16 protein-coding genes, 2 tRNA genes and 1 pseudogene are annotated in these 22,892 nt (G+C 72.7%); 5 read left to right on the top strand and 14 right to left on the bottom strand.

What is annotated here, in order from left to right; genetic code table 11:
- The first annotated feature begins 120 nt into the window (after positions 1 to 120).
- On the top strand, positions 121 to 1,683 hold the full coding sequence (locus EJG53_RS27175; RefSeq protein WP_125047083.1) for a substrate-binding domain-containing protein: 1,563 nt from the start codon (positions 121 to 123) through the stop codon (positions 1,681 to 1,683).
- Here EJG53_RS27175 and EJG53_RS27170 read toward each other — a convergent pair.
- The 5 genes from EJG53_RS27170 to leuS form a co-directional block, all read right to left on the bottom strand.
- Positions 1,586 to 4,267 (bottom strand): ComEC/Rec2 family competence protein, encoded by a 2,682-nt coding sequence (locus tag EJG53_RS27170; RefSeq protein ID WP_125047082.1) that lies wholly within the window; start codon positions 4,265 to 4,267, stop codon positions 1,586 to 1,588. The genes EJG53_RS27175 and EJG53_RS27170 overlap by 98 nt on opposite strands.
- Complete coding sequence (locus EJG53_RS42800; protein WP_244955362.1) at positions 4,264 to 5,013, bottom strand: ComEA family DNA-binding protein; 750 nt, start codon at positions 5,011 to 5,013, stop codon at positions 4,264 to 4,266. Before EJG53_RS42800 ends, EJG53_RS27170 begins: the two co-directional genes overlap by 4 nt.
- Positions 5,014 to 5,586: 573 nt before the next feature.
- On the bottom strand, positions 5,587 to 6,432 hold the full coding sequence (locus tag EJG53_RS27160; RefSeq protein ID WP_125047081.1) for a DegV family protein: 846 nt from the start codon (positions 6,430 to 6,432) through the stop codon (positions 5,587 to 5,589).
- A 224-nt stretch (positions 6,433 to 6,656) separates the two neighbouring features.
- A complete protein-coding gene (locus tag EJG53_RS27155) occupies positions 6,657 to 7,406 on the bottom strand; it encodes a hypothetical protein (protein WP_125047080.1) in 750 nt (249 codons plus the stop codon).
- Between the two features lie 163 nt (positions 7,407 to 7,569).
- Positions 7,570 to 10,443 carry a leucine--tRNA ligase gene (gene leuS / locus EJG53_RS27150; protein ID WP_125047079.1) on the bottom strand — a complete coding sequence of 958 codons (2,874 nt, stop codon included), beginning with the start codon at positions 10,441 to 10,443 and terminating at the stop codon, positions 7,570 to 7,572.
- 537 nt (positions 10,444 to 10,980) lie between these two features.
- Here leuS and EJG53_RS27145 point away from each other — a divergent pair.
- Both EJG53_RS27145 and EJG53_RS27140 read left to right on the top strand, forming a co-directional pair.
- The gene (locus EJG53_RS27145; RefSeq protein ID WP_125047078.1) at positions 10,981 to 11,970 is read left to right on the top strand and encodes a hypothetical protein; all 990 of its coding nucleotides are present in this window, start codon (positions 10,981 to 10,983) and stop codon (positions 11,968 to 11,970) included.
- On the top strand, positions 11,967 to 13,508 hold the full coding sequence (locus tag EJG53_RS27140) for an NADH-quinone oxidoreductase subunit NuoF family protein (RefSeq protein ID WP_125047077.1): 1,542 nt from the start codon (positions 11,967 to 11,969) through the stop codon (positions 13,506 to 13,508). The genes EJG53_RS27145 and EJG53_RS27140 overlap by 4 nt, the downstream gene beginning before the upstream one ends.
- Before the next feature lie 60 nt (positions 13,509 to 13,568).
- Here the strand turns inward: EJG53_RS27140 and EJG53_RS27135 are convergent, their stop codons facing one another.
- Positions 13,569 to 14,279 carry an SDR family NAD(P)-dependent oxidoreductase gene (locus EJG53_RS27135; RefSeq protein ID WP_125047076.1) on the bottom strand — a complete coding sequence of 237 codons (711 nt, stop codon included), beginning with the start codon at positions 14,277 to 14,279 and terminating at the stop codon, positions 13,569 to 13,571.
- 141 nt (positions 14,280 to 14,420) lie between these two features.
- Between EJG53_RS27135 and EJG53_RS27130 the strand changes: the two genes are divergently transcribed.
- Positions 14,421 to 14,828: a winged helix-turn-helix transcriptional regulator gene (locus EJG53_RS27130; protein ID WP_125047075.1), complete on the top strand. Its 408-nt coding sequence runs from the start codon at positions 14,421 to 14,423 to the stop codon at positions 14,826 to 14,828.
- Between the two features lie 157 nt (positions 14,829 to 14,985).
- On the opposite strand, the gene EJG53_RS27125 is transcribed toward EJG53_RS27130, so the two are convergent.
- A tRNA-Ala gene (locus tag EJG53_RS27125) sits at positions 14,986 to 15,058 on the bottom strand.
- A gap of 168 nt (positions 15,059 to 15,226) precedes the next feature.
- On the opposite strand from EJG53_RS27125, the gene EJG53_RS27120 reads away from it, so the two are divergent.
- The gene (locus tag EJG53_RS27120) at positions 15,227 to 16,570 is read left to right on the top strand and encodes a glycosyltransferase 87 family protein (RefSeq protein ID WP_125047074.1); all 1,344 of its coding nucleotides are present in this window, start codon (positions 15,227 to 15,229) and stop codon (positions 16,568 to 16,570) included.
- A gap of 77 nt (positions 16,571 to 16,647) precedes the next feature.
- Here EJG53_RS27120 and phsA read toward each other — a convergent pair whose 3' ends face one another.
- The 7 genes and pseudogenes from phsA to EJG53_RS27085 all read right to left on the bottom strand — a co-directional run bounded on the left by phsA (position 16,648) and on the right by EJG53_RS27085 (position 22,854).
- On the bottom strand, positions 16,648 to 18,483 hold the full coding sequence (gene phsA / locus EJG53_RS27115; protein ID WP_125047073.1) for an O-aminophenol oxidase PhsA: 1,836 nt from the start codon (positions 18,481 to 18,483) through the stop codon (positions 16,648 to 16,650).
- Positions 18,484 to 18,754: 271 nt separating this feature from the next.
- The gene (locus EJG53_RS27110; protein ID WP_031001900.1) at positions 18,755 to 18,988 is read right to left on the bottom strand and encodes a hypothetical protein; all 234 of its coding nucleotides are present in this window, start codon (positions 18,986 to 18,988) and stop codon (positions 18,755 to 18,757) included.
- A 3-nt stretch (positions 18,989 to 18,991) separates the two neighbouring features.
- The gene (locus EJG53_RS27105; RefSeq protein ID WP_125047072.1) at positions 18,992 to 19,231 is read right to left on the bottom strand and encodes a hypothetical protein; all 240 of its coding nucleotides are present in this window, start codon (positions 19,229 to 19,231) and stop codon (positions 18,992 to 18,994) included.
- 257 nt (positions 19,232 to 19,488) lie between these two features.
- Positions 19,489 to 19,561 (bottom strand) — tRNA-Ala (locus EJG53_RS27100).
- Between the two features lie 148 nt (positions 19,562 to 19,709).
- Positions 19,710 to 20,363, bottom strand: coding sequence for a histidine phosphatase family protein (locus EJG53_RS27095; protein WP_125047071.1), 654 nt, complete (start codon positions 20,361 to 20,363; stop codon positions 19,710 to 19,712).
- Positions 20,360 to 20,794 carry a ribosome silencing factor gene (gene rsfS, locus EJG53_RS27090; protein WP_031001897.1) on the bottom strand — a complete coding sequence of 145 codons (435 nt, stop codon included), beginning with the start codon at positions 20,792 to 20,794 and terminating at the stop codon, positions 20,360 to 20,362. The genes EJG53_RS27095 and rsfS overlap by 4 nt, the downstream gene beginning before the upstream one ends.
- A 177-nt stretch (positions 20,795 to 20,971) precedes the next feature.
- Positions 20,972 to 22,854, bottom strand: a pseudogene (locus tag EJG53_RS27085) (LCP family protein).
- Positions 22,855 to 22,892 lie beyond the last annotated feature (38 nt).

Here is a 22,892-nt window from a genome sequence, read left to right as displayed (position 1 = left end):
CACCGGCCGCGCGGACGGCGGATGAACCTCTGGTGACGGGATGCCGAAGCCGTACCGGGCCGCTTTTCCCCTCCCTACATTGCAGGCATTCCGCCATCCGATCAGCCGTGCGAGGTAGTCGTGACCCTGCCGGACACCGAGACGCTCCTCGCCGCGGCGGGGCTCGTCGCCACGGCCGTGCTCTGGGCCGTCGAGCGGTTCCTGCCGGGCCGCAAGCGCATCGGTTACCGCGTCCAGATGGACACCGCGATCGGTATGAACCCGCGGGACGCCCACAGCCTGGTGCAACTGCGGCTGCTCCGGCAGGACCAGGAGATCACCGACGCCACCCTGGCGCTGCTGCGGTTCGAGAACGACGGCGGCAAGGACATCGTGCGGCAGGACTACCAGGAGCCGCTGACGGTCGAGTTCACCGGGCGTACGGTCATCGGGGTGGAGGTGCCGGACGCCAACCCGCCGGACCTGGTCGGGATGCTCACCCGCAACGGCGGCGGCCTGCGGCACGACGGCGGCCGGCTCTTCATACCCAAGGTGCCGTTGAACAAGCGCAACCACTTCAAGCTGCTGGTCCTGCTGTCGGCGGAGGCCGGGGACGGGAGCGGGGACGGAGACGCTGGCGGGGCGCACCGCGGCCGTGCCGGGGGCGCGGACGGCGGCCGACCGGGCGAGGTCGTCGTCGGCGGGTTCATCAGCGGCGGGCGGATCCGGCGCAACGCGCAGCGCTGGGGTCCGCGCAAACTGAGCCTCGGGCTGGGCGGCGTCTGCATCATCCTGGTCGGCCTGCTGGCCGGGCTGCTGCTCAACGGGCCCACAGTGGCGGCGAGTGCGGAGTGCGCGACCGGGCGGCTGACCGTCGACGGCTCCAGCGCCTTCGCACCGCCGATGCGGGACATCGCCCGGCAGTACGCGGCACGCTGCCGGGGCGCCGAGATCGAGGTGGTGGAGAGCGGCAGCCTGTCCGGGCTGGGGCGGCTGAACCGGGCGGGGAGATCCGCGCCGGCCGGCGGGCCCGCGTTCCTGGCCGCGTCGGACGTCGCCGCGCCGGCCATCTACCGGGAGCTGGCGGGCCGACGGATCGGCATCATTCTGCTCGGCATGGTCGTCAACGGCCGCACCGGCGTCGGCAACCTCACCTCCGAGCAACTGCGCGGCATCTACGACGGCCGGTACACCAACTGGAAGCAGCTCGGCGGCAACGACCTGCCGGTCCGCATCGTCGGCCGGGACGCGGCGTCCGGCACCCGGCGGGCGTTCGAGACGGCCGTGCTGCGCGGCTCGGAGCCGGGCACGGTGTCGTCGTACGACTGCAGCGGCAAGGACCGTGACGCGGCGGCCCGCGTCACACGCTGCGAGGTGAACAGCACCGGCAGCCTGCTGGAGACGGTCGGCCGCGTGCCGGGCGCGATCGGGTACGCGGAGGTGTACGCGGCGGCCAAGAACCCGCGGGTGACCCGCGTCCGGCTGAACGGGCGGGAGCCAGACATCGAATGGGCCGGTCAGCATAGCTATCCCTTCTGGACGGTGGAGTACCTCTACACGTACGGGCAGCCCGAGGCGGGCTCGCTCGCCGCGAAGTTCCGGGCGTTCATGGACTCCGACACGGCGAAGAACATCCTGCGCAAGTACCAGCACGTGCCCTGCGCCGATCTGGCGAGCGCGCCGAACTCCGCCTGCGGCCCTTGACGGTGGTGGTCATCCGGTCCGCGCCGCCCAGTACCGCGATGGCGCCGTCGGTGTCCGTACGCAGCACCCGTGCTCCTTGATGGCGCAGCGACTGGACGGTGCGGGGCGCCGGGTGGCCGTACGGGTTGCCGGCGCCGCAACTGATCAGCGCGATACGCGGCGCCAAGCGCCGTATCAACTGCGGATCTTGGTACGCGGAGCCGTGGTGCGCGACCTTGAGGACGTCCACGGCACCCAGGTCGGGGCGCATGGTCAACAACGCTTGCTGCGAGACCGGTTCGAGGTCGCCGAGAAGGAGGAAGTTCAGCCCGGCCGTACGCAGCAGCAGCGTGACGCTGGCGTCGTTGGGGCCTTCGACGGCCTGTGTGGCGGGCCCGGAGAAGGGGAGGCCCGGCCCGGCGCCGGGCGGCCACAGAACCTCCCAGTTGAGCGGGCCGAGACTGCGCCGCTCCCCCGGCGTGGAGCTGATCACCGGCACGCCCGCGGCTGCCGCGGTGCGGTGCACGAAGGCGGCCTGGCCGGGCGGCTCGGGCAGGGTCGTGGTCTCGATGGCGCCGACCGAGCGCCCGCGCAAGGCACCGGGCAGTCCGCTGACGTGGTCGGCGTGGAAGTGGGTGAGGACGAGCAGCGCGATACGGCGTACGCCCAGGTCGGTCAGGCACCGGTCGATGGCGTCCGGCTCCGGGCCGGTGTCCACGACCAGGGCGGTGCCCTCCCCCGCCGCGAACACCAGACCGTCGCCCTGCCCCACGTCACAGGCCACCGCCCGCCAGTCCGGAGGCGGCCAGCCGGTGATGACGCGGGTGACCGGCACCGGCCGCAGCACCGCGACGAGCAGTGCCAGGACACCGAGGACGCACAGCCAGGGCCGACGGGACAACCGTCGCCCCACCAGGACGAGCGCCAGCGTCACGACGGCCAGCAACAGCGCGCCGCCCCACCCTCCCGGCCAATCCACCTCCGCCCCGGGCAGGTTCGCCCCCGTACGGGCCACACCGGCGATCCACTCGGTCGGCCAGCTCGCGCACCAGGCCAGGGCCTGGGCCAGGGGCGGCGCGAACGGTGCGGTGGCGAGCGCCGCGAACCCCAGGACGGTGGCCGGGGCGACGGCGAGTTCGGCCAGCAGGTTGCAGGGGACGGCGACGAGACCGACGCGTGCGGAGAGCACCACGACGACGGGTGCGCAGACCGCCTGCGCCGCGGCCGCCGCGGCGAGCACCTCGGCGAGGCGGGGCGGCACCCGGCGGCGTTGCAGGGCCGCGCTCCAGCGAGGGGCGAGGGTGAGCAGGGCGCCGGTGGCCAGTACGGACAGCAGGAAGCCGTAACTGCGGGCGAGCCAGGGGTCGTAGAGCACGAGCACCAGGACGGCGGCGGCGAGCGCGGGGACGAGCGAACGGCGGCGTCCCGTCCCGATCGCGAGCAGGGTGATCAGTCCGCAGGCGGCGGCGCGCAGCACGCTGGGGTCGGGGCGGCAGACGATCACGAAGGCCAGGGCGATCGAGCCGCCGATGAGGGCGGTGGCGCGCAGCGAGAGGCCCAGGAGCGGTGCCAGGCCACGGCGTTCGGCCCGTACGGCGAGGTGGGGCGGGCCGATGAGCAGGACGAGCAGGATGGTCAGGTTGCTGCCGGAGACAGCGAGCAGGTGGGTCAGGTCGGTGGTGCGGAAGGCGTCTTCGAGATCGGGCGGAACCTGCGCGGTGTCACCGACCACCAGGCCCGGCAGGAGGGCGCGGGCATCGGGGCTCAAGTCGTCACTGGCCTCCCGGAGTCCGGCCCGCAGGCCACCGGCGAGTCGCTGCAAGGCGTCGGGGGCGCCCACCACGAGCGGTCCTGGGCCGGTGGTGACCCGAAGGGCGGCTGCGGCCGGGTCGGACGGCTGGAGGGGCGGTGCCGCGCGGGCCGCAACACGGACGCGGGTCGAGGGCAGGAGGCGCTGCCAGTCGGCGAGACGTTTCGTGCGGTGCACGACGACCAGGACGGGGGTGCGGGTGGCGGTCACCGAGCCGTCCGGTGCGGTGACGCGTAGGACGTCCGCGCTGAACACGACGGCGGGCGGCGCTTGCCGGGCACCGCTCACCCGTGGGCGGGTCAGCCGTGGATCGCCGGTCAGTTCCACCTCGGCCGTGACCTGGGCGTTCCGGCGTGCCAGCTCCGGCAGCGGCCCGCGCCGTACGTCCGCCGCATGCAGGGCGGCGGACGCGGCTCCGGCGACCGCGCCCAGCAGCACCGCGGCGAGGGCGACCAAGGCCCCGGTGGCCCACGGTCGCGGCCGGCGGACCGCGACCACGACCGCGAGCGCCGCCAACACCACGGCCATGGCACACGCCGCCGCCACCGAGCCACCGGACCATCCCAGGGCCAGTGCCGCCGCGCCCCACGCGGCCGCCGCGGGCCCGGCCAGTCGAAGATCGACGGCTTCGTCCGGCCGGCGGGGGTCGGCGGCGCCGTAGGGGGAGGATGCCGCCGCGTGGACGGCGGATCGGGCGGTGGTTCGGTCGGTGGTGGTGCCGGATGCGGTGTGGGGATCGGAGGGCTGGGGCGGCTGGAACGGCGGGAGCGCCGGCGGGGAGGGGTGCGGGCTCATGGCTGGACCAGAGGCCGCAGGTCGGCGAAGCGGCGGTCGCCGATGCCGTTCACTTCGCGGAGCTGTTCCACGGAGGTGAAGCCGCCGTGCGCGGTGCGGTATTCGATGATGTGCCGGGCCAGGACGGGGCCGACTCCGGGAAGGCCGTCGAGCTGTTCCGCGGTCGCGGAGTTCAGGCTGACGGGTGCGCCTCCGGCGCCCGTACCACCGGACCCGCCGACGCTTCCGGACGTCGCACCACCGCCCGTGCCCGCCCCGGCAGCCACTCCGGACCCGGCTTCCGTGGCCGCTCCAGAGCCCGCGCCCGGCGCCGCCCCCGCGACATCCACGGCGATCTGCTCCCCGTCGACCAGCAGCCGCGCTCGGTTCAGCCCCCGGGTGTTCGCACCGTCCAGCACCCCGCCCGCCGCTCCCAACGCGTCGGCGACCCGGGCGCCCTGCGGCAGCCGATGGATGCCGGGACGGTGCACCTTCCCGACCACGTCGACCACGAGAAGCCGCCCCGCGGCGGTCGGCGGCCCGCCTCCCGGTGTCGGCGCCGCCACCTGCGGCTGCGGCGCCGGGGCCGGAGCCGGCAGCGCCGGGGCCCGGGCGGCGGGCGGTACGCGGACGGGCTCGGGCCGGGCCATCCAGAAGTGGAGGACCGCGAAGGCCACCGCCACCGCGAACACCACGATCAGGGCAGTCAGCGCTTTCGGGGCGATCGCACATCTCGACTGCACCCACAGCGGCAGCCGCTCCCGCACGGCGAGCGCCAGCCGGGCGGCACGGTCGGAAGGTGCGCCCTCGCGGGCGACTTGGGTCCGGTCAGTCGTCGGGGTACCAGCGACTGACGCATCTCGGGTATCGGGAGCACCTGGAGTATCGGACGCGTCCGGCGCTGGTAAGCCGCCCGCAGACAGTGGACTGCCCGAGGGCGATGGGCTGCCGCCCGATTCCGCGGGGCTCGCCCTCCGGCCCGGACCAGGCGGCCCCCGGAACAGACCCGCGGCCCGCGTACGTACCGCCGCGGCGGTCTCCGCACGCCGGGCAGCCCGCCCGCGCGGTACGGAGTGCGAGCCAGGACCTGATTTCGGCCCGAGGTCGGGACTCCGGCCGAGGTCGGAATTCCGGCCAGGATCGGAGCCCGGGCCAGGATCGGCATCCGACCCACCGAAGAAACTGATTACAGAGAGTGATTGCGGCGTCATGCCCACGAACGTTAGACACTTCACGCAGATCCCGCCGCGACCCGTCAAATCCCGGGGATAACCGGTCCGTTGTGGATAACTCCGTCACCCGAAGGAGATCGTCCGCACCAATGCAAGATGCCGTCCGCCCTAACGCGGCGAGACCACAACCCCCAGCAGCCCCGGCCCCGTGTGCGCCCCGATCACCGCTCCCACCTCGCTCACATGCAGCTCGGCCAGCCCCGGCACCCGCTCCCGCAGCCGTTCCGCGAGCGCCTCCGCCCGTTCGGCCGCCGCGAGATGGTGCACGGCGATGTCCACCTGTGCCTCCCCGGCCCGCTCCGCGGCGATCTCCTCCAGCCGGGCGATCGCCTTGGACGCCGTACGGACCTTCTCCAGCAGGTCGATCCGCCCCTCGGCGAGCTGGAGCAGCGGCTTGACCGCGAGGGCCGAGCCGAGGAGCGCCTGCGCCGCCCCGATCCGGCCGCCCCGTCGCAGGTAGTCGAGGGTGTCGACGTAGAAGTAGGCGGACGTCTGCTCGGCACGCTTCTCGGCCGCGGCCACCGCCTCGTCCAGGCTGCCACCGGTCTCCGCGGCCTCGGCCGCCGCCAGGGCGCAGAAACCGAGCGCCATGGCGACCATGCCGGTGTCCACGACCCGCACCGGTACGGGGGCCTCGGCGGCCGCCAGTACCGCCGCGTCGTACGTGCCGGAGAACTCCGAGGACAGGTGGAGCGAAACGATGCTCTCGGCGCCCGCCTCGGCGATGGCCCGGTAGGTGGACGCGAAGGCCTCGGGGCTCGGCCGCGATGTCGTCACGTACTTGCGCTTCTGCAGGGCCTGGGCGACCGATCTCGCCGAGATCTCGGTGCCCTCCTCCAGGGCCTGGTCACCGAGGACGACGGTGAGCGGTACCGCCGTGATCCGGTGGCGCCGCAGTGCCGCCCGCGGCAGGTAGGCCGTTGAATCGGTGACGATCGCGACATGGCGGGACATGACTGGGAGGTTATCCGGGGATCACGGGAGCCGACAGTGCGGGCCCTGCCAAGATCCGCCGGTACCGGCCGGACCCGGAGTAAGGACGCCCGGCAGCAGCTTCCGGTTGCGCACCCGGGCCGACGTGATCAGACCGCCCGCCGCACGCCGGATCACCTGTCCGACCGGCGCTCCCTGCCCGGCCGCTCAGCTTCCTTCGCCTCAGGCCCTCCGTCCCATCGCCCTCAGGTCGTCCGCTCCGTACGCGGCGCCTTCTGCCATGCGTACGTGGGCTGCGTACGCGGGTCCCGGGCCGTGATGGCAGGCTTCTCGTCCTCGGCGGGCCCCCACGGCTTCCGCCCCGCCGCCCCTTCAGGAGCAGCCCCGGACGCCCCCGCCCCGGCGGTCGCCGACGCACCCCCGGACGCCTCGATGCGGTCCTCCAGCGGCTCCTTCGACCAGTGCCGCAGCGCCCCGGCCTCCATGTCGATCTGCTCGCCGAGCGCGGCGAGGTCGTCGTCGGCGAACTGCCGCGCGCGGTCCCGGGCGGCCCAGCGCAGCGACTCCGCGGAGTGCGTGATGCGATCCAGCCGCTCGCGCAGCTCGGGCAGCCGGGCCGTGATGCTGGCCTTGTCGGGCTCCCGCTCCAGCCGCTTGAGTTCGTCGTCCAGCTCGTGGCCGTGGGCGCTGAGGCGCTCGAAGAGGCCCAGCGCCTCGGTCAGCGAGGTGTCCCGCTCGGCGCCGGTGTGCAGCGCGTCCTGGGTGGCCCGCATGGACGTACGCAGCGACAGCCGCAACTGGGCCAGCTCACCGGCCACACCGGGCTGGGTGAACTGGCGGGCCCGGAGGGTGGTGTCCTCGACGGTCCGGCGCGCCTGTGCCACGCCGCGGTCCACCCCGCGCTTGGCCGCCTTGACGGCCTTGACCGTGACGAAGACGCCGGCCGCGACGAGCAGCAGGAAGAGGAGCCCGAAGATCGCGGCGACGGCTTCCATGGTTTCTCCTCGATGGCAACGGCACGGTGGGCGGCGCCGGGGTCCCGGCTCTTCCACCGTAAACGCCACGGGCAGGTCGGGGGTTCCCTTCGAACCCCCAACCTGCCCGTAGTGGTCATCCCTTAGCCACGCCCCGAAGGGCCCCGGCGCCGGGATCAGCGCGTCACGCGGGGACGATGTTCACCAGCTTCGGCGCCCGCACGATCACCTTGCGGATGCCCGCATCGCCCAGGGCCGCCACGACCGCCGGGTCCGCCAGCGCCGCCGCCTCCAGGTCCGCGTCCGAGACGGCCGGCGAGACCTCCAGGCGCGCCTTGACCTTGCCCTTGATCTGCACGACGCAGGTCACGGTCTCGTCGACCACGTAGGCCGGGTCGGCGACGGGGAAGTCCTGGTGGACGACCGAGTCGGTGTGGCCCAGCTTGCGCCACAGTTCCTCGGCGATGTGCGGGGCCAGCGGGGCGACCAGCAGCACCAGGCGCTCGGCCACCGAGCGCGAGACCGGGCCGCCCGCCTTGGTCAGGTGGTTGTTCAGCTCCGTCACCTTGGCGATGGCGGTGTTGAAGCGCAGGTTGGCCAGGTCCTGGTTGACGCCGTCGATCGCCTTGTGCAGCGCGCGCAGCGTGTCCTCGTCCGGCTCGGTGTCGACGACGGTGGCTTCGCCGGTCGCCTCGTCCACGACGTTGCGCCACAGCCGCTGGAGCAGGCGGTACTGGCCGACCACGGCGCGGGTGTCCCACGGCCGCGAGACGTCCAGCGGGCCCATCGCCATCTCGTACAGGCGCAGGGTGTCCGCGCCGTACTCCTCACAGATCTCGTCGGGCGTGACGGCGTTCTTCAGGGACTTGCCCATCTTGCCCAGGACGCGGCTGACCTTCTCGCCCTGGTAGTAGTACGCGCCGTCGCGCTCTTCCACCTCGGCGGCCGGTACGGCGATGCCACGGCTGTCCCGGTAGACGAACGCCTGGATCATGCCCTGGTTGTACAGCTTGTGGAACGGCTCGGAGGACGCGATGTGCCCCAGGTCGTGCAGCACCTTGGACCAGAACCGCGCGTACAGCAGGTGCAGTACGGCGTGCTCCTGGCCGCCCACGTACAGGTCGACGCCGCCGTGCGGCTGCCCCTCGCGCGGGCCCATCCAGTACTGCTCGACCTCCGGGTCGACCAGCGCGGTGTCGTTGCGCGGGTCGGTGTAGCGCAGCTCGTACCAGCAGGAACCGGCCCAGTTGGGCATGGTGTTGGTCTCGCGGCGGTACTTCTTCGGGCCGTCGCCCAGGTCCAGCTCGACGTTGACCCAGTCCTCGTTACGGGACAGCGGGGTCTCGGGCTGGGTGTCGGCGTCGTCCGGGTCGAAGGTGCGCGGCGAGTAGTCGTCGACCTCGGGAAGCTGCAGCGGCAGCATCGACTCGGGCAGCGCGTGCGCGACGCCGTCCTCGTCGTAGACGATCGGGAAGGGCTCGCCCCAGTAGCGCTGGCGGCTGAACAGCCAGTCGCGCAGGCGGAAGTTGACGGTGCCCTCGCCGATGCCGTTGGCGGCCAGCCACTCGGTGATCTTGATCTTGGCGTCCGGGACGGTCAGGCCGTCCAGCGTGATGCCGGCGCCCGCCGAGTTGACGATCCTCGCCTCGTACGAGTCGAAGGCCTCGTCCCAGGTGGCGGGGTCCTGGTCACGGCCGTCCGACGGCTCCACGACACAGCGCATGGGCAGTTCGAAGGCGCGCGCGAAGGCGAAGTCGCGGCTGTCGTGCGCCGGGACGGCCATGATCGCGCCGGTGCCGTAGCCCATCAGCACGTAGTCGGCGATGAAGACCGGGACGCGCTCGCCGCTGACCGGGTTGGTCGCGTACGCGCCGGTGAAGACGCCGGTCTTGTCCTTGGCCTCGGCCTGCCGCTCGACGTCCGACTTGGCCGCGGCCTGCTTGCGGTAGGCGGCGACGGCCTCGGCCGGGGTGCCGTACCCGCCGGTCCAGACCTCGTGGGTGCCCTCGGGCCAGGCGTCCGGGACGATCGAACGCTCGCCGGAGACCAGCTCGTGCTCGGGCGCCAGCACCATGTAGGTGGCGCCGAACAGGGTGTCCTGGCGGGTGGTGAAGACGGTGATCTTCTCGTCCCCTACGGGGAAGTCCACCCGCGCGCCCTCGGACCGGCCGATCCAGTTGCGCTGCTGCAGCTTGATGGCGTCCGGCCAGTCCAGCCCGTCCAGGTCCTCCAGCAGGCGGTCCGCGTAGGCGGTGATGCGCATGTTCCACTGGCGCAGCTTGGCCTTGAAGACCGGGTAGTTCCCGCGCTCGGACCGGCCCTCGGCGGTGACCTCCTCGTTGGCCAGCACGGTGCCCAGGCCGGGGCACCAGTTGACCGGCGCGTCCGAGGCGTACGCCAGGCGGTACTCACCCAGGATCTCGGCGCGCTCGGCGGCGCTCAGCGCACTCCAGGGGCGCCCGTCCGGCGTCGTACGCTCTCCGGCCTCGAACTGCGCCACCAGCTCCGCGATGGGGCGCGCCTTCTTCGCGTCGGCGTCGTACCAGGAGTTGAAGATCTGGACGAAGATCCACTGGGTCCACTTGTAGTAGTCCGGGTCGATCGTCTCGACGGAGCGGCGCGGGTCGTGGCCCAGGCCCAGCCGGCGCAGTTGGCGCCGCATGTTGACGATGTTGGCCTCGGTGGAGACGCGCGGGTGCGTGCCGGTCTGCACGGCGTACTGCTCGGCGGGCAGGCCGAAGGCGTCGAAGCCCAGGGTGTGCAGCACGTTGTGGCCGGTCATGCGCAGGTGGCGGCCGTACACGTCGGTCGCGATGAAGCCGAGCGGGTGGCCCACGTGCAGGCCCGCACCCGAGGGGTACGGGAACATGTCCATGATGAACTTCTTGGGCTTGGCCACCAGCTCCGGGTCGCCCGCCAGGTCGCCCTTCGGGTTCGGGGCCTCGTACGTGCCCTCCGCCTCCCAGAAGTCCTGCCAGCGCGCCTCGATGTCGGCGGCCAGCGCTGCCGTGTAGCGGTGCGGCGCTGCCACCTCGGCAGCCGAAGTCGTCTCGGTCATCGTCCTCAAAGCTCCATCGGTCGTCTCTGCCTGCGGCTACTGCGAAAAAGTGCGACTTTTGCGGAAACAAAAAGACCCCTCGCACAGGAGGGGACGCCGCGCCGATGCCGACCGGAAGCTCACCGGTCGGTACTGATCAGCGCGGCCCGCTAAGCAGAAGGCGTACGGCACGCATGGCGTCAGGGTACCGCAGGGGCCGCCGGGCCCGCTGGGAGCCGTCCAACCGCGGAACGGGCGGCGGCCTGGCGGGCGGGGGTCTCCGGGGCGGGACGGAGGCCGGACGAGGGCTGGTGGCGGGCGTCCGCGGCCGCCCTCCCGTGCTTCCTCGGACGAGCCCCGACGGGCCTCCCCGGTCCGGACGGACCTCTCTTCGGCCGAGCCCGACGAACCTCCGCAGTACGGGCGGACCTCCTCGGCCGAGCCCGTACGGACTCCTTCGAACAAGCCCGACAGCCGACGGTAGCAGCGCGCCGCCCCGCAGCACGCCGCTTACGCAAAGCCCGCCGTCCCGACCCCGCACCGCCCTACTTTTTCCGCATGCGTCCCCACCGCAAGAGCCGTGCCGCCTCCGGCCCGCGGCCCCCTGGCTTACCCCGCCTCCCGGTCCGCCTCTCCGTCCGCCTCCCCGTCCGTCTCCCGGGTCTGTCCCGCCCGTCCCCCGGCCCGCGCCGTCATGGCCCCCGGGACGGCCCGCGCCACACCGCCCCTCCCTGCCCGGCGACGGCCCCGGCCTCCGTCCCGCGCCGCCCGATCCCGCGCCGTCCGCGTCTGCGCCGCCGCCCCGCAGTCGCCGCCGGAGCCGTCGCCGCCCTCGCTCTCCTCCTGCTCTCCGGGACCGCCCCGCTGCGCGGCTTCCTCGACTTCACGGGCGGTGTACTGACGCTCGTCTCCCTCACGGCCGCCGTCGTCTGGGGGCTGGTCGCCGCGGGCCGTACGCTCCTGCTGCCCCGCAGCCGGCTACTCGCCCAGGGCGTCCACCGGGCCCTCGGCACCGCCTCGCTCGGCTTCCTGGCCCTGCACATCGCGGTCAAGGTAGCCGAGGGGCACGCGCACGTACTGAACGCGGTGCTGCCGTTCACCAGGACGCCCGCCGGGGCTTCCGCGCTGATCGGCTTCGGCGCCGTGGCCGGCTACCTGATGGTGCTGGCCGCCGCGACCGGCGCGCTCCGCAGCGCCTTCGCCGGCCGCGGCCGGGCCTCGGAGCGCTGGCGCGCCCTGCACGCCTGCGCGTACCCGGCCTGGTGTCTGGCGCTCGTCCACGGCCTGAAGGCCGGGCGTGCCCCCTCCGGGTGGGTCACCACCGGGTACGCGCTGTGCCTGGCGGCCGTCGCCGCCGCCCTCCTGGCACGCGCCTTCCTCCCGCGCGTCCTACGGGCCCGCCTCCGCGCCCGTACTGCCGACACCCCACCACCGCCTCCACACCCGTCTCCCGCGCCCCCCTACCCGACCTCCTCGCCGCCGTACGGACCGCACGCCCTCCACCCCGTATGGGCGCAGCCCGCCTCGCACGGCAGGAGCCGGTCGTGACCGGCCCGCTGCCCGACGTCCCGCCCGTCCAGGCCATCGGCCCGCCCCGGCTGACCGCGGGCTTCGACGAGGCCGAGCGCCTCGACCGCCGGGCCCACCTGCTCACCCACGGCTCACCGCCGTCGCTGTCGGCGGACCGGCTGACCGAGCTGGCCGGCGCCATCGCGCTGCGCGGCCGTGGCGGCGCGGGCTTCCCCCTCGTACGGAAGCTGGAGGCGGTGGCCCATCACGCGCGGCGCTCCGGCGTCCGGCCCGCGGTCGTCGTCAACGGCTGCGAGGGCGAGCCCGCCTGCCGCAAGGACACCGTCCTGCTGTGCCGCGCGCCCCACCTCGTCCTGGACGGCGCGCTGCTCGCCGCCGACGCGCTCGGCGCTCGCACGCTGGTGGTGGGGGTGACCAAGGACGCGGCCGAGCGCTCGGTGCGGGACGCGCTGGCCGAACGCGGTCTGAGCGACCGGCGGCGCGGGCGGTCGTTGCGCGCCCGGCTCGTCCGCGTACCGGAACGGCTCGTCTCCGGCGAGGCGTCCGCGCTGATCCGGGCCGCGGAGGGCGGGCCTGCGCTGCCTCCGGGGCGGCGGGTGCGGGCCGCGGAGTCCGGACTGGGCGGCGCGCCCACGCTCTTCTCCAACGCCGAGACGTTCGCCCAGCTCGCTGTCGCGGCCCGGACGGGCGCCCACCGGTACGCCGCGACCGGAGCGCCCCACGAACCCGGCACCCTGCTCCTGACCGTGTCCGGCGCGGTGCCCTCCCCCGCCGTCGTCGAGGCGCCGAGCGGGGTGCCGCTTCCGTACGTCCTCCAGGCGTGCGCCGCCGATCCGGTCCCTGGCGGCGTCCTCGTGGGCGGCTACCACGGCGCCTGGCTGGCCGCCGCGACCGCGTACGGAACGGTGGTCACCCGCGAAGCGCTCGCGGCCGGCGGCGGGGCGCTCGGCGCGGGCGCGGTGCTGCCGGTGCCCGCCGGTACTTGCCCGCTCGGCGAGACCCTGCTCGTAGCGCGCTGGCTCGCGGCTGAGTCGTCGGGCCAGTGCGGGCCTTGCCGCCTGGGCCTGCCCTCCGTGGCAAGCGCGCTGGCGGACACGTTGGCGGGCGGCGGCCAGGAAGCGCTGGAGAGCGTACGGCGTGCCACGCAGACCGCGAACGGGCGCGGCGCCTGCAAACACCCCGACGGCGCCGTGCGGTTCGTGCTCTCCGCCTTGGACGCCTTCCCGGACGATCTCGCCGCGCACACCCTGGGCGGCGGATGCGGCCGGGAGACCATCGGTGTCCTCCCCCTCCCCGCGCCGGAGACAGCCGATGCGGCCGACGGTACGGGCACGGGTACCGCGGGCACGACGGCTGCCGCGGGCCGGTTGGCGGTGGACTGGACCCTGTGCGAAGGGCACGGCCTGTGCGCCAGGCTCCTCCCCGAAGCCGTACGTCTCGACGCGGACGGCTACCCGCTCCTCCCGGAGACCGCTCTCCCACCCCGGCTCCACCAGCGCGCCCAGCGCGCGGTCAGCCGCTGCCCTGCCCTCGCCCTGCGCTTGGAGAAGCCCTGAGGAAGGCCGCCACACACTGGCCCGGCAACCGGACGGCACGGTCATTGCGGAGCATGTGCGTCACCGGTCGACTGCGGGCGGCCCCTGCCCGCTGTCGACCAGGACCTGGAAGGCCGCCGGGTCGCCAATGATCTCTTCGGCGCGATCCCGCTCCTCGTACATGCGGTAGTACCGGTCGCCGATGAGGTCGGGGTCGGCCTCACCGCCCGGGACGACCGCGGACGCGATGGTCACCGTGCCGACGTAGAGCCCGGCCGGCGCCAGTTCGGCATGCAGGGTGAGCGCCCAGTTCCGCAGGCCTGCCATGGCCATGCCGACATTGGCCAGGAAGGGCGCCGGAACCGTCGAGGAGACGCCGGTGGTCAGCAGCAGCGTGCCGTCGCCCTGGCGGCGCATTTCCGGCAGAACGTGCTGGACTGCGGCCACGGCGCCCAGCACGTGCAGTTCGAACTGGGCCGTGACGTCCGCGATCGTGGTCTGCGCGGCGTGGGTGATCGGCCCGGTCGGGCTCGGACCGAACTCCAGGACGTCGATCGGTCCCAGCGCGCTCCTCGCCGCGGACAGCGCGGCCGTCAGGCTCTCGCGGTCGCGGATGTCGGCGGGAAAGGCGGCGGCCGTGACCCCCAGCCCGGCCAGTTCCCCGACCAGGGCATCCAGCTTCTCCTTGGTCCGCGCGATCAGCCCGACCCGGAAACCGCGCCGACCGAACGCGCGGGCCACCCCCATCCCCACTCCCGGTCCCGCACCGACAACAACGAGTGTCTTCGTCACATCTGCCCCTCCGGTCGCAGCGACCGGACACGGAGGGGCCGGCGCTGATACTTACTCTTTGTGCGTAGCCACATGCTTGGTCACGGTGAGAATCCTGACAAGACGGCACATTTCTGTCAGTTGCGCACAAGGAGGTAACCGTTGTCCCACCAGAAGAACGCCGGAGGACAGGGACCCGGCGAGACGGAGGAGGAAGCGTGCCGGGACGTACTGCAGATCCTCGCCCTGATTGGGGACAAGTGGAGCATTCTGGTCATCGGTCAACTCCGCGACCGCACCCTGCGCTTCGGAGAACTGCACCGTGCCGTCACCGGCATCTCCCAGCGGATGCTCACACTGACGCTGCGACAACTGGAGCGCGACGGCCTCGTGACCCGTACCGTCCACGCCTGCGTCCCGCCCCGCGTGGATTACGCGTTGACGGAGCTCGGGACGACGCTGCTGGACTCCGTCGTCGCCCTCGGGGAATGGGCCGCCACCCACCGGAAGGAGATCGGCGCCAACCGTCGGCGCTACGACGCGGCTCATCCACCGCGGAAGCAGCCCTGATCGCGGCGGGCTCCGCCCTCGCACTCCGCCACGATCGCCCCGCGCAGGCCCGAAGCCCCAGGTCCCCAGGCCCCACAAACGCAAGATCCCGCCCGATCATTAAGACCGGACGGGATCTCGTGGACCTCTGTGAGTCACCTCACTGTTGATCCTTCTGTGGAGCTAAGGAGAATTGAACTCCTGACCTCCTGCATGCCATGCAGGCGCTCTACCAACTGAGCTATAGCCCCTTGCTGTGGTCCGCCGCGGTTCTTTTCCTTGCGGCTCCCCGCTGCGGCATCGCCTACATTACACGGCCCTCCCCGCCTTCTGCCAAATCGGTTGTCCTGGGCCCCCGGGGAAGGGGTCGATGTACTGTCGGCGGGCCGTGCCCGATTCGTCCTGGGGAGCTGTACGCCGTGTCCGCGCTGGAGCTGGAACAGTCCGCTGCACCCGGCGGTCCCTCCCCGCTGAGGGGCTTCGTCCGCCGCCGTCCGCTGCTGGTGGCGGCCGTCGGCTGTGTGGTGTCCTTCGCCGCCTTCTGGGTCGCGCAGCGGCTGGCGCACGTGACGATGGTCGACCTGATGGTCTACCGCGCCGAGGGCTGGACGGCCCGCAACGGCGAGGATCTCTACGACATGGTCGCGACCTCCGCGAACCTGCCCAACACCTACCCGCCCTTCGCCGCGCTCCTGTTCACGCCGCTCACGCTGGTCGGTGTGCCGGAGACGCGGACCCTCGCCACCCTCGGCAACCTCCTGCTCATGGTCGCCGTCGCCCATCTCGGTCTGCGGCTCGCGGGGCGGCCGAAGCGGGTACCGCCGCTCGCGGCGGCGCTGGGGTTGGCCGCGCTGCTGGTCTGGTGCGAGCCGGTGTGGACGACGCTGCGCTACGGGCAGATCAACCTGCTGCTCGCCGTCCTGGTCCTGTGGGACCTGACCCGTAAGGACACCAACCGGTGGGCCGGTGTCGGCATCGGTCTGGCGGCCGGCATCAAGCTCACCCCGGCCCTCTTCGCCGTCTTCCTCGCGCTGGCCGGGCTCGTACGGGCCTGGCAGCGTCTGCGGGCGGGCGCGGGGCCGCGGGGCGCCTGGAACCCCTGGCTGCGGCAGGCCGTCGTCGCCTGTCTCACCTTCCTGGGCACCGCGCTGCTGTCCGCGCTCGTCCTGCCGCACGACTCCCGCCGCTTCTGGACGGAGATCATCTTCGCCGCCGACCGGGTCGGCGAGGTGGAGATCACCGCCAACCAGTCACTGCGCGGCGCGCTGGCCCGGCTGCTGCACACCCACGACCCCGGCCTGTGGTGGCTGGCCGCCGCGGCCGTCGTGGCGGTCTTCGGGCTGGCCGTGGCGGTCGGCGCGCTGCTGCGCGGCCGCCGGGCCTGGGCGGCCGTCGCCTGTGCGGTGACCGCGCTGCTGGTCAGCCCGATCTCCTGGTCGCACCACTGGGTGTGGGGCGTACCGATGCTGATCCTGCTCGGCTCGGAGGCGATCGGCCGCGGCGGCTCCGGCAGCCGGGCCGGCCGACGCTGGTGGGCGGGGACGCTGGCGATGGGCCTCCTCTTCTGCTCGTTCGCGCTGTGGTTCGTGCCGCACCGCTACCACCATCACGAGGAACTGCACCAGAACGGCGGCCAGATGCTGCTGTCCGGGATCTATCCGATCGCCGGGCTGGTCTTCCTGGCCCTGACCGCCGTGCTGGTACGGAGGGACGGTGCGGCCGCACCGGACGCCGGTCCGGAGGCGGTCGCACCGGGGCGCTGAGCCGGGACGCCGGGCCGGAGCGCCGGGCCGACACCGGCCACGCACCAGCCCCGTCTCAGCGCCTGCCCCTCCCCCTCTCAGCCGTGCCCGTGCCCGCCCGGCTGGTGATGATGGAACTTGAGCACCTCACGCGGCATGACGACGAACGGCCGCATCATCCCCATGTCCTCGTGCTCCAGCAGATGGCAGTGGTACATGAACCGGCCCGTCGCGCCCTGGAAGCGGGCGAGCACGTTGACCATCTGGCCCGGCGGGACCTGTATGACGTCCTTCCAGCCCTGGTCGCCCGGGGATATCGGGGCCGTACCGCCGTATTCGAGCGGGACGCGGGTGCCGCCGGTCTTGTTGTCGTACGGGCTGTTCGGGTCGCCGTCCGCCGGGTAGCGGTCGCGGCTGAGGACCTGGAAGTCCACGAGGTGGATGTGCATCGGGTGGGTGCCGGCGCCGCCCAGGTTCAGGAAGCTCCACTGCTCCCAGTCGCCGAGCCGGACCATGTGGTTCAGCGTGTCGTCGAACATCCGGGCCGTACGGCGGTACGTGCGGGTCTTTCCGTCCGGGCCGTGGATCTGGACGACTCCCTCGACGGGGAACTTCAGGCCGGTGTCGGGGATCTCCTCCATCTCCCACATCTCCGGGTGGAAGTTGCCGACCGGACCGGGCGGGGTGAGGACGACGAGCCGGTGCCCGTGGTGGGGCGCCGAGCCGTGGGTGAGCCGCTCGAAGGACGGGGAGATCACCTGCGGGAGCACGAACGGGTCGCGCACCTGCGTGTCCCCGACCCGGAACTGCATCACGTCCGGATACGTCACCCCGGGCGCGGCGTTGACGAGCCGCAGCGTACGGCCGCGCAGCCGGCCGAAGTCGACGAGCAGGTCCATCCGCTCGGCGGACGCGACCGACAGCGGGCCGTCCACCGGGACCGGCCGCGGCAGCAGGCCGCCGTCCGAACCGATCTGCCACACCGCGCCCGTCACCGACGCGCCCGTCGCGTCGTCCACCAGGCGCAACTGGAAGGTGCGGCTGTTCGCCGCGTTCAGCACGCGGAAGCGGTACCAGCACGCCGCGACGTCGGCGTGGGGCCAGATGACCCCGTTGACGAGGGTGTACGGGCCGGTGAAGGGCAGGGAGACGTTCTTCCCGTCCTTGTCCTGGGCCACGACCTGCGTCTTGTGCAGCAGACGGCCCGTCAGGCGGCCTTCCTCGTCCGTGTCGAGGTTGCGGTCCTGGATGACCAGCGGTATCTCCCGCCTGCCGGAGGGCAGTTGCAGCATGTCCTCCTCGTCGTCGCGGACCAGGTACATCCCGGCCAGGCCCGCGAAGACGTTCCACCGCGTGATGTCCATGGCGTGGTCGTGGTACCACCAGCTCGTCGCGCGGTGGTCGTTGGGATACTCCGAGAGCTGGGAGTCGCCGGGCGCGACGGCGTTCTCCGACCAGCCGTCGTTGCCGCCGCCGGTCACCGCGCCGTGCAGGTGGGTGACCGTCCAGGGCGGCAGATCGGCGACGCCTTCCACGAGTGTGCTGTTCGCGCGGCCCGGCTCGTCGGTGGGCAGGGGCGCGCCCGGTAAGGGCTTGGCCTCGGCGGCGGTGACCGGATAGCCGCCGGTGAGACGGTTGTGCCAGTTGATGCGGAGCCGCCGGCCGCGGCGTACCTCGATCGTCGGGCCCGGGTAGTGCCCCTCGTACGCCCACACCTTGGTCGGCGGGAGTTCGGAGTGCAGCCGGACCCAGGTGGCGGTCTGGTCGATGTCGATGCCGCGCAGCGCCTCCTTGCGGCCGGGCCGCAGGACGGGCGGTATGCGCAGTTCGTCGACGAAGGGTGTCAGTCCGGCCACGGCTTCGCGCTTGGCCGGCGCGCCGGACGGCCGGTCCGGCACCGCTTCCCGGACAGGATGAATCGTCAGATCACTCACGATGCGACCCCCGTATCGCTTCCCCCGTGCCGCCGGCCGTCTCCGGCGGCAGCTTCACGCGTACAACGCCCCGCCCTTCGCACGGAGTTCCGCGTTCCCCCGGAAATTTCGTACTGATGCCCGCAACGGCGGCTCAACCCGCCCATGCGGTAGCTGACAGGCCATCCATGGCCAAAGCTGGGCGGCCGTCAAGAACCGTCACAGGGGCAACGATCCAGGTGGCACCGCAGGCGCGCACCACCCGCCCCGCCGCCGGGCGTACGCACCGCGCTCAGGCGGTCGCGAAGGAATAGAAACGCTTCAGCGTGCAGTGTTCGTCGAGCAGGCGCCCGTAGATCGGCTCCCCGTCGAGTTCGCGGTACGTCTCGATCGGGTCGCCTTTTATGACCAGGGCCCGCGCGCACTCCTCGCACCAGTACTGGTACTCGGGGTTGAGCGGCTCCATGTCCCGGACGATCGGCGTCCCGCTGCCGCACCAGTCGCATTTCCTGCTGTGAGCGCCCATCAGTCAGCTCCAGCTATGGCCGCAGGCCGTACAGACGAACGAGATGCCGCCGTTGTCGCCCAGCATCTGCGCCACGTGGGCCGAGCCGCAGGAGGGGCACTGGAGCACGGCGCCGCCGGTGCCGTTCGCGCCACGGGCGGGGCGGGCCGGGCGGGGAGCGTCCTCGGGCAGCGGGCCGGCGCTCTGCGCGGGAGCGGTCGCATCGAGCAGGTCGTCGACCTCCTCCATGATGCTCGTGGGCATCGCGTTCTCTCCTCCCCTGCCGGCGCCGTCCGAATTCTGCCACGGACCGCCGACCGGGTCAGTCCCGCCGCCGTACCCGTTGTACCAGCACACCGCCGTACGGCGGCCGGAGGGACCGGCGTGGAACGCGGGCGGGCCGCGTGGTCCCGTATCGCGGGCCCCTGGCGAGGTCTACCCCGTTACGCACCGGTTCGTGCGCCCGTCCGTGCACGAAATGATCCCGCCTCCCAGAGTGGGAGACGGGATCATCCGAGGTGTGGAGCTAAGGAGAATTGAACTCCTGACCTCCTGCATGCCATGCAGGCGCTCTACCAACTGAGCTATAGCCCCGGGTCTTGTTCCGCTCCTCCGGGGTTTTCCCCGGCGGCGCCGCGAACAAGAAGAACTCTAGCCTGCGACCAGCCCAAATGTGAAATCCGGTCGCTCCGGGCCCCGGAGCGGCGGTCCACCGGGCCCCGGGCACCGGCCGCGGGACCGCTCAGTCGTCGTCGCCGAGCACCGGCTCCGGCAGCGTGCCGGCGTTGTGCTCCATCAGGCGCCAGCCGCGGGCACCCTCGCCCAGCACGGACCAGCAGCAGTTCGACAGCCCGCCCAGCCCCTCCCAGTGGTGGGACTCCAGGCCCAGCAGCCGCCCGATGGTCGTACGGATCGTGCCGCCGTGGCTGACGACGACCAGGGTGCCGCCGTCCGGCAGCTTGTCGGCGCTGCGCTCCACGACGGGGGCCGCGCGGTCGGCGACCTCGGTCTCCAGTTCGCCGCCGCCGCGCCGTACGGGCTCGCCGCGCTTCCACGCCGCGTACTGCTCCCCGTACCGCGCCACGATCTCCTCGTGGGTCAGGCCCTGCCAGGCGCCCGCGTACGTCTCGCGCAGCCCCTGGTCGTGCGTGATCTCCAGGCCGGTGACGGCCGCCAGCTCACGGGCCGTGGCGGCGGCCCGGCGCAGGTCGGAGGCGATGATCGCGTCCGGCTTGAGGGCCGCGAGCAGCCGGGCGGCGCGCCGCGCCTGCGCCACGCCCTCCTCGGTCAGCTCGATGTCCGTGGAGCCCTGGAAACGGCGCTCCAGGTTCCACGCCGTCTGGCCGTGGCGCCACAGGACTATCCGGCGGCCACGGCCGCTGCTGGTCCCGTTCAGCTCAGGTCTCCGTCCTGCTCGGCCGACGTGGCCTCGGCGTGCGCGGCGGCCTTGCCGCGGGTGGCCTTGGCCTCCTCGGGGAGGTCCAGCTCGGGGCAGTCCTTCCAGAGGCGTTCGAGGGCGTAGAAGACGCGCTCTTCGCTGTGCTGGACGTGGACGACGATGTCGACGTAGTCGAGCAGCACCCAGCGGGCCTCGCGGTCGCCCTCGCGGCGCACCGGCTTGGCGCCCAGGTCCTTGTTCAGCCGCTCCTCGATCTCGTCGACGATCGACTTGACCTGGCGGTCGTTGGGGGCCGAGGCCAGCAGGAACGCGTCGGTGATCGAGAGCACGTCGCTGACGTCGTACGCGATGATGTCGTGCGCGAGCTTGTCGGCGGCCGCCAGCGAGGCGGCCTTGATCAGCTCGATGGAGCGGTCGGTGGCGGTCACAGTCCAGCTTTCGGAATGGATGGTCAGGTACCCACCAAGGGTCTCACGGACCGCCGACACTCCCCTCGGGCTTTGTGCACGGGCGCCACAGCCCCGGATGCGGCCGGGGGCGGCACGGGCTCCGTGCCCCGTACCGCCCCCGGACCACCGGGCACCGGCCTTCCGGTCCGGTGCCCCTCAGCCCTTGTAGTCCTGCCCCAGCACCACCGTCACGTCGGCGTTCGAGGCGGCCTTGCCCTGCTTGACCGCGCCGGCCGGCAGGCCCAGCGTCTTGGCGGCCTCCTCGGCCTTCGCCTTCTGGGCGGCGTCCGCGTACGTGACCTCGGAGGCCGGCCTGGCCGCCGCGGTGCCGCCTTCGACGAAGGAGTACCCGCCGTTGACCAGGGCGATCCGCGCCTTGTCGGTCGCTTCCTTCTTGCCGGTGGCGTTCTGGACGCTGACCCTCGGGGTCGAGCTGGGGTCGGTCTTCTTGACCGTGCCGCCGAGCACCTCCTTGACCACACCGTCCGCCGCCTGCCGGCTCAGCGTGCCGTCCTGCTGCACCGGCAGCAGGGTGGTCCCGTAGGCGCCGGACTTCGCCAGCTCTGCGCGCTGCGCGAGCGAGCTGCCCAGTTCCGCCTCGGTGAGCGGCGGGTCCAGCACCTGGAGCAGCGACTTCACGGTGGCCGTGGCGCCGTCCGCGTCGCTGGAGACCTTCTTCATGGTGGCCTGCATCACCTGGCCGAACCGCTCCAACTGCTTGGTCTGCGGTTCGCCGGGCCCCTGGAACGTGGCGTACGCCACGGCCGCCTGGCCGTTCAGCTCCTGGCTCTTGCCCTGCTTGACGAGGGGGCCGTCGCCCTTCTTGGCGCCGGGGACGGTGGTGTCGGTGTCCAGCGTGATGCCGCCGGTCGTCTCGACCAGGTTCTCCAGGTACGGGGTGTCCAGCCGCCAGCTTGCCTTGATGTCGGCGCCGAAGAGGGTGTTCAGGGCCTCCCTGGTGGGGTCGATGCCCTGGTCCTTGACCGACTTGGCCAGCGTCGTGGACCCGCCGTCCTCGGTGGAGACCGCCAGGCTGTTCGGGAGCAGGACGGTGGTGCCCTTGTGGGTGCTCTCGTTGTCCACGAGGAGCGCGGTGGAGCTGTTGCCCTTGGGGTCCTTCAGGTGCACGACGAGCACATCGCGCTTCTGTCCGGCGCCCCCGGCCTCCGTGCCCGCCCCGGCCCCGAGAGGCCGGGCAGCTTGCCCGCCCACCAGAGATAGCCGACGCCGCCGAGGAGCAGCAGGACCAGCAGCACGATCAGCATGACCTTGCGGCTGCGGCCGCGCCGCTTGGCCTCCTCACGCCGCTCGGTACGGCTCTCGGTGAACTTGAGCCAGTCGATGACGTCCTCGGAGTCCTCGGTCGGCTCCTCGATGAACGAGAACTGCTCGGTGCGGTAGTCCGTGTCGTCCGCAGCGCTCCCGGGGCCCTGGGCGGCACTCTGAGCCGACGCACGGCCCGGGGCTCCCGCGGCCCCCGGCGCCCCGTCGCGCGGGGCCTGCGGGGCGGTGTCCTGGGCGGGCTGCCCGTATGGCTGGTGCTCCGGCTCCTGGCAGGAGACCTGCTCGTACGAGGGCTGCGCCGACTGCTGCGGGATCCAGCCCTGCTGCTGTTGCTGCTGAGCCTGCTGCGGCACACCGTGCTGCTGGGGCTGGTGGAACTGCTGGGGCTGCCCGTACGGGTCGTACTGCTGGGGGTACTGAGGCGTCTGCTGCGGCACCTGCTGCTGGCCGTACGGGTCGTAGCCGTACCCCTGGCCCGCCCCCGGCTGCTCAGGGACCTGCCGGCCCGGAACCTGCTGCCCCGGGATCTGCTGCCCGGTGCCCGGCTGCCCGCCTTGCCGGCCGTACGGGTCGTACTGGCCCGGAGCGCCGTACGGGTCGTAGCCCACCGGCTGCCCGTACTGGTCGTACGCGGCCTGCTGCGGCGCTTCCGGGTACACCGGCTGCCCGTAGGCGTCGTAGGTGTACCCCGGCTGCCCCTGCTGGTCCTGGGCATACGGGTCCCGCGGCACGTACGGGTCGTGTCGGTCGTTCACCGGTGCCCCTTTCCGTGAGCCCCGTCGGCGGCCGTCGT

The sequence above is a fragment of the Streptomyces chrestomyceticus JCM 4735 genome, assembly GCF_003865135.1.
GTDB lineage: Bacteria > Actinomycetota > Actinomycetes > Streptomycetales > Streptomycetaceae > Streptomyces > Streptomyces chrestomyceticus.
Note: the sequence above shows the minus strand (reverse complement) of the source record. Positions and strands in the feature narration are given on the sequence as shown.